Source organism: Chryseobacterium barbadense, assembly GCF_042849955.1.
GTDB lineage: Bacteria > Bacteroidota > Bacteroidia > Flavobacteriales > Weeksellaceae > Chryseobacterium.
Genome location: NZ_BAAFHL010000012.1, coordinates 1 through 14,686 on the forward strand (window position 1 = coordinate 1; position 14,686 = coordinate 14,686).

Here is a 14,686-nt window from a genome sequence, read left to right on the forward strand (position 1 = left end):
TTCTACGACAATAGAATTGTCATTATGAGCAGGAACGGCCAATCTGTACTTGGTATTTCCAACGCCTTCCATTCTCACAATAATATTGCAATCGGATTTATTTTCGATAAGGACGATGCATTCTTTACTGGTGGGATCGTTATCAAATAGGGAATTCAGGATTTTCACAGTTTTATTTTTGTGTTCTATAGGAGAAACACTCATTAGCATATTGAATTCTTCGGCTTCGGCATCCGGGATAGCTGCAGCATTGGAAGTAGCTGAAGTATTGGCTACAAAAACATTCTGTGCATTACTCGGAGTGTATTGTACGGTGGATTGCTTAGCTGCCAGTTCGGCTTTATATTTAGCGATCTGCTTTTGTTTGATAATGGCATTCATTTCATCAAAAGAAATTTTTGTAGAAGGCCTTCTCTTTAGCAAAGCAAGCATTTCCTGCATCTGCTTTACTTTTTGATCTGCTGGATGGGCCGTTTTGATATATTCTTTCATCATTTCCATTACTTTTGGCTTAAGCACGGATCTGCGTGGATCATCAGGGTGGGCATCTCTCAGAAAAGCATTGATCTCGTAGATGTTTTTGCTTTTTAAAATATTACTGTAATCCTTATCCTTTTTCTGAGCAGAAAGATTAAAGAATAAGACGGTACTAAAAAGTAAAACTAGTTTTTTCATTCACTAATATCTAAGTTAAAAAAATAGAGTCTTTTTTTTCTCTAATTGTGTTTTGGTTATTAGTGTTTACCTCTAAACGAGATTATTTTGTTTTTATTTTAAACACTTATAAGTGAGATAAAAATAAAATATATTTTCCATTTTTTTCTAAAGAATATACTTTAAACACTCTTTATTCTTCTTCTTAAAGCACCTTATTTAAGTTATTGGTTTATAACTTCCTGAAGATGGGAGTTTCTAAGCCGCTTCTGGTAAATAGGCAAATACTTTTCGATCGGGATTTTTATAGCTTCAAAATTTCCTGCGAGAACATAAGGCTGTATATTCTCTGAGGTATAAACGAACTGAAGAAAATTGTCAATTAGATTTTCCGGGATCTTATACTTCAGGAAGTAATCTTTTCCGAGATAATTTTTGATCTGGCTGATAGAGCTGTTCATTCTTTCATAAGCCATATAACGCTGCTTTTTCTTGCGTTCACCGGATAAAATATCGTAAATACTTTCAATGCTTAAGGTTAATCCACCATCTCTTAAGCCTGCAACAGGCAGTTCAGGAGATGTGCCGTCGCCTTTAGGTTCCGGAAGGCCTATAACTTTTTTAATAGCTAATCCTTTATCTTCTTTCTTCAGAGAGTTTACATCATATCTTAAATTACCTGTGGGCTTAAATCTGCTGAGTACGACTTCCTGTATTTCCTGATAGGCAATTTTTAACTCTATTAAATTCCGGTTTCCCAACATTTGGGGAGAAAGCTTAATGTCTTTCCTTTCGGTAACGATGGAGGTGAAACGGATAATATCACCTGCATTGGCCTGAATGGTAAAACTCCCGTTATAATCCGTTAAAACAGTTTTCTGGGTATTAAGGTTAGTTACATATACCTGGTTAAGATACAGTATGGAGTTATCCCTTAGAAACACTTCGCCGGAGTATAATTGTGCATTGATCTTTGCCAGAAAAATCAATAGCAAAAGAGTAATAAGTTTCTTCATATAATGGGCAAAATTACACAGAATACCCCAATTTATGCATACTCAGATAACTTTTCAGTGGTTAAATTATATTAAAACTTTTTCCTTAATTGTTAATGAATGTTATAATCCTCCTGATTTCAATAGATAACCTAGTTATTTCTGTTTTTTACCAATAGCCAGCTTGTATATTTTACGGTAATATTAGTCCCGAATTCTGTCCAGCTTATGAAATACCAATAGGTTGCTGTGTTCACATGTCTTCCTCCAACTCTTCCGTTCCAGGTATATCTGTTGGATGGAGTTCCTCTGAAAATTTCTGCCCCGTATCTGTCGAATACTCTAAATTCCAGATTATTGTTGTCCATTAAAGATGAATAATCGATATCATCATTATGCCCATCATCATTAGGGGTAATGGTATTGATCAGATTAATAAGTACGAAAGATTTTTCAATGACAGCACAATTTTTAGAATCTCTTACATAAGCAATGTGCGGGCCTCTCGGTACATTATAAAATACGGCTGAATTCTGCCATGTAACTCCGTCCAGAGAATATTGGTAAGGCGGATTGCCTCCACTTACGCCAATGGTCACGGTAGAGCCGTTGATTTCAATAGAGATGATGGCCGGAAGGGGAGATTCTGTGACGCTTACATTCTGTCTGTACACACAACCATTGAACGTAAGATCTACCCAATAGTTTCCTATACCCACATTCGAGATGGAAGGCGTTGTGGCTCCCGTACTCCATAAATAGCTTTGGAATCCTGGCCCGGCATCTAAAGTCGTAGTTGTTTTGGCACAGATCTCCTGGTCTGTAAGAATATCTGATTTTTTAGGTGTTTTGATATTAATGCGAAGAGTACCTATTTCAGGACAAACACCGGGTTTTTCAAATCTGATATAAATATTTTGGGAAGTATTGATACTTACAGGGTTCACTAAAGGGTTGATGTCGTTCTGAGCATCAGCAAGACTGGCATGAAAGCTCGGAGTTACACCAGGATCTGCAGTGAATTGGTTGATGTATTGGAGCAAATCTACAGATAAAATCCCGTCCAGATCATTATCACAGATGCTTTGAACAACGGAGCTGGTAATTAAAGGGATTTTGGCTCCGATACTGAAATTTAAAGGTTTTATTACAGTGGCACATCCGTCAGGAGAATCTACTCTGATGAAGATTGTAGTTGGCGCAGTATAGCTCCAGTTATTAGGAAGAGTATTGGCATTTCCGGCATTAGCATCAGTAAGGTTGGCATAGTATCTTACATTGGTAAAATACCCGGGATTATTAAGAACAATAGGAGTAATATTGGATAGGATAATATTTATGACACCATCAAGATTATCATCACAAAAAACACCGGTGTAATTATCAACTACAATTGCCAGATTATACAGATTAAGTGTAATCTGGGCAATACTTTTGCATCCCAAATTATTTTTTACGACTGCATACACAATAGTTCCGTTGGGAGCTGTGTATGTTGTAGGAGTTGCTATGAGTGCAGCAGGGTTTTCAGTTTGTGCATCCGCTAAAGTAGGGTAATAAGTAATAGTTACAGGTGAGCTGCTGGTAACATTTGCTGTAGTCAGATTGAAAGTTCCCTGCCCATTAACATTACAGGCATTGATTGTAGTATTTTGCACAGGAATAGCCTGAATATTGATTGTCACGGTCACTGTTTCGCAATCTGGGAAATCCGGATTGTTACCACAGAATGAGTACACAAAAGTATCCGTTCCCGTAGTTCCCGGATTGGTAACCGTATAAGTAATCACTCCTGTCGCAGGGTTAACAACAGCTGTTCCTAAAGTAGGCTGCGTGGTTATGGCTACCGTTGAAGGAACAGGAGTCTGGGTAGAACTGCTAAAAGCAGGAGTAATGGTTTGTGAAGTACATACATTATAAGAAGCTGTACTCTGTTTTGTACAATTTAAAACCTTAAATTGCTCCGTCACTAAAGGTGCACAGCTTCCCATCGTTACTGAACAGGTATAATAACCGGATTGGGTAGGAGTGTAGGATGCTCCCGTAGCTCCAGGGATTAAGCTACCATTGACATACCATTGGTAGGTGTCATAAATTACAGGATCTACCGTAAGTATAATTCCCGGAACACAATCTCCTCCCGATTTCAGGATTACGGGTTGAGTCGGAAATCCGGCAAAGAATCCTCCGTATCCCACTGCATCACTTCCGGCGTTGATACCGGCAGTAATTGCTTTACTGGAAACTACGGTAATGTTTCCTGAAACATTCGGAATTCCGTAAGTTACCCAATTGTTGGTTCCTGTCATATTAAAAGGACCGGTTGAAGCCGGAGGAACACCACCGTTTACGGTAACAATAGCTCCTTTTTCAGTAATAAGATTGAGCTTTGTCGGAATATTCAGGATTCCCGAAGGATTATTATTGGAGTGAACGAAATTTTCATCAATAAAGCCAAGTTCGTTGATCTGTTTTGGCAAATAACAATTTAAAGCAGGGATAAAATTAAATCCACCGGTAGCTACTTCATTTCCGGTAGTTGCAGCTCCGGCAAGAACCTGGTATACATAAGCATTTTTGGAAGTTTTCATGTATAAATTATAATGCCCGGTAGTTCCCTGCAGGAGAAACTTGGAGTCAGGGACTACAAAATACTGCCCTGTATTTAAAGTCGCAACAGGAGGAATTTCATTGTTTACAAACACTTGGGTATTGTCTTCTGTGGCAATTACTAATGCTCCTTCCATATTGGAACCGATGTTTCCATTTCCTTTCACCAGGGCGAATTCAGTTCCCAGTCTTTCAACGGGTACTGCCTGATCCATCAGGATGTCTGAGCTTGTGGCAAAATTTCCGGCATATTGGCCATTAAAATTTCCATTTGTAATATTGACGGGTTTATTTGCTGTAATTTTTGCGCCGATAAAGCCATCAAAATTTCCTGTAATATTTCCAATGCCGTCGATAATGTAGGATTGCCCTTTATTTAAGGTGAACGTCATTGTTGGGTTGGTTGTTCCTGTTGTCCCGTTTGAGAATTGAACGGCGGGCTTATATCCGGAAACGGTAACGGTGGTGTTGTCTTCCGTTGCCAAAACACTTGTCATAAAATTGAGAATGCCGTTGCTGACTGTAATAGGAGCATGGGCGGCATAGAAATTTTTTCCCGTGGAAGGAATTCCTTTTGAAGTAATGATTTCTGCGTGATTAAATACGGAGAACCTCAAATTGGCATAGAATGGAAACTCTGCTTTCAGATAAAGTCCTTTGGAGGTTGGGGTGAATAAATCTGTTTGTTGTGTAGTGATAATATAATCTCTTAATACATCAAATTTTTGAGGGTTATTCTTACTAATGATTACAGTCCCAATCAGAACATTATTGTTATAGATACTTACCGGAAAAGGCGTTGTTCTGTTAGTAGATAAATAAAGTTTCTGATAAGGATTGGGGTTATTAGTTCTGTCTACCATCGGGGCAAACCAGTGTTCACGGTCCAATTGTGCAAAAGTGGAACTGAAAATATAAAGTATAAATAAAAAAGATAGAATTTTCTTCATTTAGGACTGGCTTTTATCACAAATTTAATAATAAAAAGTATTAATTGCTTGAAAAAACAATAAAAAAACCACGATTATATAATCGTGGTTTTTTGTAAGAGCTATACTGAGTATTATTCTCTGTTTTTCACTAAAATCCAGCCAGTGAATTTTATTGGCGTTTGTTTGCTGTTCGGTTCATTCCATCCGATTTCGAACCAATAATTTCCTGTTGGTACTCTTTTGGTTCCGTTAGATGTTCCGTTCCACTTATAGCCGTTTGATTTATCAGCCTGATAAATTTTGCTACCATATCTGTCGAAAATATTGAATACTAAATTATTCTTTGTCGCCAATGCAGAATAATCCACAAAATCATTAATACCATCTTCGTTCGGAGTAATTACATTGATCAGGTTTGGAATGGTAATCGCAACATCTATTGGCTCACAATCATAGGCATCTTTTACATATACTTTAACCTCTCCTCTTGCAACATCTGTAAATACATTAGAATCCTGCCAGTTAATATTATCAATTGAGTATTTGTAAGGAGCCGTTCCTCCAACCGCAGTTACCGTTATCGTAGTATTTGAAATATCAATGTTTGAAATAACAGGCTGATCTGCCGGATAAACTTTTACTGTCTGAGTAGTGAAACATTCCCCTGTCTTTAATTTTACCCAATAGGTTCCTACTCCTACATTGTTGATAGACTGCGTAGTCGCTCCCGTACTCCATAAGTAAGATACAAATCCTGGCCCTGCATCCAGGGTTGTAGTATCTTCCATACAGATAATTTTATCTTCTAATACGGTAGATTTTACAGGAGGTAAAACTGTAAGTGTAATTTCTGCTACTTTATAACATCCGTTCGCATTGATCACTTTTACGTAAGCAACACCGGTAGGTGCAATATAGTTGCTAGGGTTTGTAATCTGGTTCGTTCCATTAACTGCATCTGTAGGAGATGGATAATATTCTTTGGTTACTCCAGGTTCTGAAGTTACTGTAGCTACAGTAAGATTGAATAATGCTGTTGCAGGATTTGATTCAATATAACAAGATCTTATACTTGCATTATTAACAACAGGACTCTTAGAAACCGTCAGGTTTAACGTAATCTGCTCACAATCGATGAATTCCGGTGCATTACCACAGAATTTATATACCATGGAATCCGGTCCGAAATATCCGAAGTTCGGAGTATAGTTGATAGCACCGGTTACCGGGTCTAATGTTGCTGTACCATTAGTTGGAGGCGTTACAATAGTTACGGTTCCGGGAACATAAGTTTGGGTAGAGCTACTGAACTCAGGAACAATAGTCTGGTAACCTTCACAAACGGTAAGAGTTTTTGTGCTTTCAAACAAACAAGTGAACACTTTATATACAGGCGTTATTGCAGGAGGGCAGCTTCCTACTGTAATTCTTGCTGTATAATTACCTGCCTGTGTAGGAGTATAAGAATTGGTTGTTGCTCCCGGAATAGGGTTTCCGTTCAGGAACCACTGATAGGTATCATAACTGTCATCCACTTCTAATACAATACCGGGAATACATTCTCCTGTTTGCTTAGAAATTAACGGAATAGAAGAGAATCCGGCGAAGTAACCACCATAACCTGCTGTACTATATCCTCCGTTAATACCCGCAGTAACAGCTTTAGTGGATGTTACGGCAACGTTTCCGGTAATTCCCTGGATGGCATAAGTAACCCATTGGTTATTCCCGGTAAGAGGGAAAGGTCCTTGGGCAGCCGTAGGAGTTACTCCATTCACGGTTACAGCAGCACCGGCTTCCGTTAGAATATTAAGCTTTAATGTTATAGATGATCCAATGGTCGGCATTTCATTGATCTTACCAATCTCATCAATTTTTCTAGGCAGGAAACAGTTCAATGGTGGGATATAATTATAACCTCCCGTATTATTAGCAGAACCGGAACCAATTAATTGGTATAAATATACATTCTTAGTTGTACGTATATACATATTTGAATGTCCGCCTGCCTGCGTAGCATATGCATTGGCTAAGATTCTGTAATAATCCCCTTCATTGATGGTGGCAACAGGAGTAGTACCATTGTTGATATAAATTTCAGTATTATTATCTGTGGCTACAATAATTCCACCTTCCATATTCCCGGTACTCGTAGAAATACTCTTTACCATGGCAAACTCATTTCCGAGACGGTCAGTAGGTACAGATTGGTCCATGATAAGGTCGGAACCATCATTAGAACCGGTTGCATAGAATCCGTTGGCATTACCATTGGTAACGGAAACAGGCTTGTTCGATTCAATTTTAGCTCCTATGAACCCTGTCTGGTTGGCTACAATGTTTGATAAACCTGCTAAAATATAGGATTGCCCTTTATTCAGGGTTACCGTAAGAGTTAAAGGTGTTGGAGTAGGTACATTAATGAATTGTACATTCGGATCATAGCCGGAAACCGTAACGGTAGTATTATCTTCAGTGGCCATAATTCCGGTTGTGAAATTATTGGCAGTAGAGCTATACATCAAAGGTGTGGCAGCGGCATAGAACTTTGTTCCGATTCCGGCTTTTCCTTTACTGGTTACAATTTCTCCGTGCGCACTTTGAGCGATTCTTAAACTACAGAAGTAAGGCTTATCTCCTTTAGTGTAAACTCCTACATTGGCTGGAGTCGCTGCACTTGATGCGGAAGTAGTTTGGATAAAGGCACCCCCTAAAGTAAATGATTGCGGAGCTCCTTTGCTAATTGTTACAGCTCCAATTTGAGTGTTATTGCTGTAAATTTTCACCTCAAAAGGTGTGGTAGAATCTGTTGAAAAATACAACGCATGATTATAACCTGTGGTAGATGCATAATATGGCGCGAACCAATGATCTGTATCTCTTTGGGCAAATAATGTGTTGCATGCTAGTAAAATTAATACAAAAGATAGTAGAAATTTTTTCATATGCGTGGAATTTAGGATTTATGCAAAAATACTAGAATATTTCATATAATGTTAAAAATAATTTTCAAAAAAAAATTAAAAAGTATTAATAAAACAAAAAACCACGATTTTTATTATCGTGGTTTTTAATTTTTTTAGAAAAAATTTATTCTCTGTTCTTCACCAAGATCCAACCAGTGTACTTAATTGGTGTCTTTTCAGCGTTTGGCTCAGTCCAGTTAATATGATACCAATATGTTCCGGTAAGAATTTTCTTGTTTGAATGTCTTCCGTCCCACTTATAGTTGTTAAACCTGTCTCCAGTGAATACCTTATTGCCATATCTGTCATAGATCATGAAGCTAAGATCATTTTTATATGATAGTTCGCTGTAATCTATAAAGTCATTTACATTATCCCCGTTTGGAGTGATAGCATTAAGAAGGTTTGGCACCGTGATTTCAACTGAGATAGGAGTACAATCGTAAGCATCTTTTACATAGAATGTATGCTGACCTCTTGAAAGGTTATTGAATACGTTAGAATCCTGCCAGTTGGTTGTTCCGTCAACAGCAAATTTATAAGGAGCTTTACCTCCGGTTGCAATTACAGTTGCTGAATTATTTGTAATCTGGATTTCCGTAATCACAGGGTCCTGAGATTTTCTTACATGTACAAATTGCTTGATGGAACATCCGTTGTTTTCAAGAATAACCCAATATTCTCCAACTCCAACTCCCTGAATAGAAGGTGTCGTAGCTCCTGTATTCCACTCATACGAGTTATAGCCAGGCCCTGCATTCAGCGTTGTTCTGTCATCAATACAGATATATTGATCCACCAGAAGAGGAGACTTTTTGATAGGAATGGCAATCAGTTCAATTTTTGCAATAGCGGAACATCCTTCGTTTGTAGTTACTTTTACATATACAAAGCCACCTGCTGAAGCATAGTGCTCCGGATCCATGATCTGATTAGATCCCGCATTCAGATCAATCATACTAGGATAAAACTTCTTGATAACAGTTACACCAGGTACAGAGTCGATGATATTGGCTGTGGTAAGGTCAAATAAAGCCGCAGGATCATTATCATACTGGCAGGCTTTTATTATTGCGTCTTTTACTACAAAAGGTACTACTGTCAGATTTAAAGTGATCTGCTCACAGTCAATAAATTCAGCAGCATTGCCACAGAATTGATAAACAATCTGATCAGAACCTAAATAGTTTGTATTAGGAACATAAGTGATAGCACCGGTCACAGGATTTAAAGTAGCAGTACCATGTGCTGGAGGTGTAATTATTGTTACGGTACTTGGTACCGGAGTTTGTGTTGAAGATGAGAATGCCGGTGTGATAACTTTTGTAGCACAAATGTTTAATGCAGTTGTTGTCTTCTTTAAACAGGTATATACTTTATAGATTGGCGTAACTGCAGCCTGACATGTTCCCATTGTTACTTTCACCGTATAATTACCTGCCTGTGTAGGGGTATAGGTAGGTGTAGTGGCACCCGGGATCGCTGCTCCGTTTAATTGCCATTGATAAGTTTCATATCCGTCATCTACTTCCAGAGTAATTCCGGGAACACATTCTCCTGTTTTCTTAGCGATTACCGGGATTGAAGAGAAACCTGCAAAATAACCGCCATATCCTGCAGTACTATATCCTCCGTTGATACCTGCTGTTACAGCTTTGGTAGAGGTAATGGTAAGGTTTCCGGTTATGTTTTCTATAGCATACGTTTGCCATTGGGTATTACCTGTTAGTGGATAAGGTCCTTGTGCGGCAGTTGGAGCAACACCGTTTACTAAAACGACCGCTCCTGTCTCTGTAAGGATATTAAGTTTCAGAGAAATGCTACCGCTAGAGCCTGGCATTTCATTGATTTTACCGATCTCATCAATTTTTCTAGGTAAGAAACAGTTCAATGGTGGAATATAGTTGAAACCTCCTGTGTTATTTTCTGTTCCTACTCCTACTAATTGGTATAAGTATACATTCTTTGAAGTAGAAATAAACATGTTGAAATGGCCGCTTCCTGCTGTCTGTTCAACATAGTTAGTCTCATTGATTCTATACCATTGTCCGGCATTGATTGTTGCTAAAGGTGTAGTGGAACCATTAACAAAAATCTGAGTGTTGTCTTCTGTGGCTACAACAAGTCCACCTTCCATGTTTTCACTTGGATCTGTTGACTTGGTTTTTACCATGGCAAATGTATTCCCTAGTCTTTCAACAGGAACTGACTGGTCCAGAATGGCATCAGATCCTGAAGATCCTCCGGCCCCAAAGTTACCATTTACGCTTCCGTTAGTAAGCGTTACAGGTTTGTCAGATACTACTTTTGCTCCGATGAACCCCGAAGCATTTGCTGCTGTAGCCGTAGTTCCTGTAAAAAGGAAAGATTTACCCTTATTTAAAACAAAAGTATGAGTATTACCTGTAGGAGTCCCTCCAACGAATACTAATCCTGGAGTTGCCCACGATACAGTTACAGTTGTATTATCCTCCGTAGCAAGAACTCCTGCTGTAAAGTTATACCCTGATCCTGAAGAATTAGGACTTGCCGCAACATGGAATGTCTTACCAATACCAGCTTTCCCTTTACTCGTTACAATTTCACCATGAGAACCATTGGCCATTCTTAAGCTACAGTAAAAAGGCTTATCTGCTTTAAGATATAAACCTTTACCGATTACCTGGAATGCATCTGTAGTACTAGTCCCTGCTATATCCGTAGCAGTAACGGTATAGCTTTGAGGGCTCCCTTTGCTGATAATAATCGGTGCTGGGGTTGTAATCTGAGTATTATTGGTATAAATCTTTACTTCAAAAGGAACTGTAGAATCTGTGGACAGATAGATGGTGTTGGTATAACTACCTGCAGACGTATAGTACGGCGCAATCCAATGTTCTGTATCCCTCTGAGCAAAGAGCGTATTAATTGTTAAAAAAACTAATACTAAACTAAGTAGAAATCTTTTCATAAGTGTGGAATTAGGATTTCTACAAAATTAAAATAATATTTGAAATATTCTTAATAAATTCTAAAGAAAATTAAAAAATTACTCTCTATTCTTAATTAAAAGCCAGCCGGAGTATGAAACTGGTAATTTTGTGTCAGGCTCTGTCCATCTTAATAAATACCAGTAAGTTCCGGTAGGAAGGCTTCTTCCACCAGACATTCCATCCCAGGTATAATTTTTATCAGAAGATCTGTAAACGAGAGCGCCATATCGGTCAACAACCTCAATGTTCACATCCTGTTTAATTCTTAAATCAGAATAATTCAATACATCATTGATGCCATCGCCATTAGGTGTAATGGCATTGATAAGATTTAAAATCAAGAATTCTTTGGTAACAGGCATACAGCCATCGGCTCCTAGTACATATACTTTATGGATGCCTCTTGAAAGTCCTATAAATACATTGGAAGCCTGGTAATCAATCCCGTTTAAGGAGTATTGATAAGGAGGTGTTCCGCCGGAAACATGGATGGTTGCATTGGAACCCGATGTTTCAATGCGGGTAATGGTAGGAACTTGTGCTACAGTCACATTTACATATTGACGGTAAACACACCCGTTAAATCCTAAATCTACATGATAATTTCCTGCTCCCACCGCTATTGTTTGTGTTGTTGCTCCCGTACTCCATAGGTATGAAGTAAATCCTGCACCCGGATCAAGAGTCACTTTTTCACCCGGGCATATTACCTTATCATGCAGAGTATCTGATTTTTTAGGAGACTTTAGAGTTAAGGTTAAAACCCCTGTATTAGGACATTCTGTAGTACTCACAAACCTTACATAATAGGTATTGGTTGTTTGCAGGATTTGTGAAGGAGGAATTGCATTGGTTGCCGCTTGTGCATTGGCCAATGTTGTGTAAAAGGTTAACGTTACATTCGGATCTGCCGTGAAAAGACCTTTATAATCATTAAGATTGATATTTTCTGAACCGCTGATGTCATTATCACAGACGTTGGTACTTACATTATCGCTTAATAAAGTAATTTTATTTCCGATCTTGAAATTGATCTGTCCAAAAACAGTAGGACATTCATTAGGAACCGTTGGATCTACTCTTACATAAACCGTTGTATTGGCAGTATAAGTCCAGTTCACAGGTAATGTATTATTATTTCCCGCATTGGCATCCGCTTGCACAAGATAATATCTTACACTAAAGCTCGCGGAGTTATTTACGATTTGTGGGGTGATGCTTGCAAAATTGACGTTAATAATTCCATCAAAATTATCATCACAAAGATTGGCATTAAAGTTATTGACATTAATATTGGGTGCCGAATTGGTTGTTAATACTATTTGAGCAGTTTTAGAACATCCGAAAGATGAAGTTACATTCGCATAGACGGTTCCTGCCGGACCTGTATAAGTGGCCGGAGCAGCAATCTGTCCGGTTAAATTGGCATTGGTAAAATAAGTAACCGTAGTTCCGGTATCAGGAGTAACAATTGTACTGGTCAGATTAAATGTTCCATTACCGTTGGCATCGGTACAAGATGTTAAAGTAGCATTATTCACCTGTAAAACATCAATGTTAATATTAATTTTAAAATATTCGAAATCAGCAGGATTGCCATTTCCCTCCACATAATATACAAAAGAATCTGTAGTGTCAGTAGTGAGTCCTGTATTCGGAGTATAAATAATTTGTCCTGTTGTTGGATTTACAGTGGCGGTTCCTGAAGTCGGTGGTGCGATAATGCTTGTATGAGAAGGAACGATTGTTTGGTTGGACGCCGTGAAAACCGGCGAAATCACTTTCGTATTACAAGAACCGATGTCAAAAGTCGTTGTTGTAATAGGAGGACATAACGTATAATGATAAGGATTCGTAAGTTTGGATTCGCAGTTGTTTTTGGTAATTAAGCACGTATAGACTCCGGCTCCGTATAATTCCGGATTGATGAAATATGAAGTCGCTCCCGGAATCGGATTGCCATTTAAATACCATTGATAAGCATCATATGTGTTATCTACCTGAAGTATGACCCCGGTATAGCAGTCTCCCGTCTTGGAAATGGCCGGAACAGATGAGAAACCTGCAAAATAACCTCCGTAGCCCACAGCACCACTGCCTGCGGCAATTCCTGCAGTGACAGATTTTGTAGAATTTATGGTAATATCCCCTGTTACATCCGGAATGGAATAATTTACCCAGTTCGGATTTCCAGTTACGGGATATGGCCCGTTCCCGGCAGGAATCGGATTTCCGTTTAATGTAACTGCTGCTCCGGTTTGGGTGATGATATTCAGTTTTGTATTGAATGTCTGGGATCCGATGATATTAATATATCCTATCTCATCTATTTTATTAGGCAGGAAACAACTTAAAGGCGGAATGAAATTGAAACCACCGGTAGGATATTCATTACCTCCGGAAACACCGGCTAACAATTGATAAACATAAATATTTTTCGTGGAGGAAATGCTCATGTTGTAATTTCCTCCTCCCTGATTGATATAGCTTGAACTCGGCACCATATAGTATTCTCCGGCATTGAGACTGGTTCCTGTAGCTGCTCCATTGATGGTAATAGGAGTGTTATCTTCAGTGGCAATGATGAGCGCTCTTTCCATTTCCGAAGAAATGGATCCTTTTCCTTTTACTACTACGAAATCTTTTCCTAACCTTTCTATGGGAACGGCCTGATCCATCAGGATGTCATTGTTGGTAAGATTCAGATTGGTGTAAATTCCGTTGAAATTTCCGTTGGTTACCGAAATGGGTTTTGTTGCTACGATTTTAGCGCCTACTAATCCGTCCAGGTTATTGAAGCTATCTGTACTTACGGCATCGATAATATATGATTGTCCCTTGTTAAGGGTAAATGTTTTGGTAGGAGTGGAGGTTCCGTCAGAGAAAATAACATTCGGGTTGTAATCTGAAACCACAACGGTGGTGTTATCTTCGGTCGCTGTAATCCCGATCGTTGAATTCACGTAAAAAGCAGTCCCTGTAATAGGAGCCATGGCGGCATAAAAAGTGGTTCCAAGACCGGCTAAACCTTTTGAGGTAATGATCTCGGCATGATTGGTTACTGAAAACCTGTAATTGGCGAAAAACTTTTTTGGTCCTTTTACATATAATCCCATGGTGTTGGGAGTAAACAGATCAGACTGATTTGTTGCCAAGAGGAAATTACTTGGAATGTTGACCTGTGCAGGACTTCCTTTAGCGATCTGCACCGTAGAAAACAAAGTATTATTGTTATAAATCTGCACCGAAAACGGTGTGGTTTCATTAGTGGAGAGATACAGATAACTTTCAAGCCCGTTAATTCCCGATCTTGCAGACATGGGAGCAAACCAATGATCAGTATCTAATTGAGCATTTATGAATAAATAAAAAACTGTAAAAACAATCGATAGAATTTTTTTCATGTGTTCTTATAAGGGCAGCAAATGTAAGCATTAATAATCAAACTTTTATATAAAAATTTATAAGATAATTGTAGATTATTTGTATTGTGATATTCCTAAATTTTATTCACAAAAAATTAATATTCGGAAATCTTAATATGCTTCAGATTATGC

General features: G+C 38.5%; 6 protein-coding genes. All 6 read right to left on the reverse strand.

What is annotated here, in order from left to right; genetic code table 11:
- Positions 1-675: DUF6759 domain-containing protein (locus ACGHIN_RS07100; protein ID WP_390452106.1), on the reverse strand; the 675-nt coding region annotated here is incomplete at its 3' end.
- A gap of 203 nt (positions 676-878) precedes the next feature.
- Complete coding sequence (locus tag ACGHIN_RS07105; RefSeq protein WP_390452107.1) at positions 879-1,670, reverse strand: hypothetical protein; 792 nt, start codon at positions 1,668-1,670, stop codon at positions 879-881.
- 131 nt (positions 1,671-1,801) lie between these two features.
- A complete protein-coding gene (locus ACGHIN_RS07110; protein WP_390452109.1) occupies positions 1,802-5,209 on the reverse strand; it encodes a T9SS type B sorting domain-containing protein in 3,408 nt (1,135 codons plus the stop codon).
- A 113-nt stretch (positions 5,210-5,322) separates the two neighbouring features.
- Positions 5,323-8,136, reverse strand: coding sequence for a T9SS type B sorting domain-containing protein (locus ACGHIN_RS07115; RefSeq protein WP_390452111.1), 2,814 nt, complete (start codon positions 8,134-8,136; stop codon positions 5,323-5,325).
- A 145-nt stretch (positions 8,137-8,281) separates the two neighbouring features.
- Complete coding sequence (locus ACGHIN_RS07120) at positions 8,282-11,107, reverse strand: T9SS type B sorting domain-containing protein (protein WP_390452112.1); 2,826 nt, start codon at positions 11,105-11,107, stop codon at positions 8,282-8,284.
- 78 nt (positions 11,108-11,185) lie between these two features.
- Positions 11,186-14,533 (reverse strand): T9SS type B sorting domain-containing protein, encoded by a 3,348-nt coding sequence (locus ACGHIN_RS07125; protein WP_390452114.1) that lies wholly within the window; start codon positions 14,531-14,533, stop codon positions 11,186-11,188.
- Between the last annotated feature and the right edge of the window lie 153 nt (positions 14,534-14,686).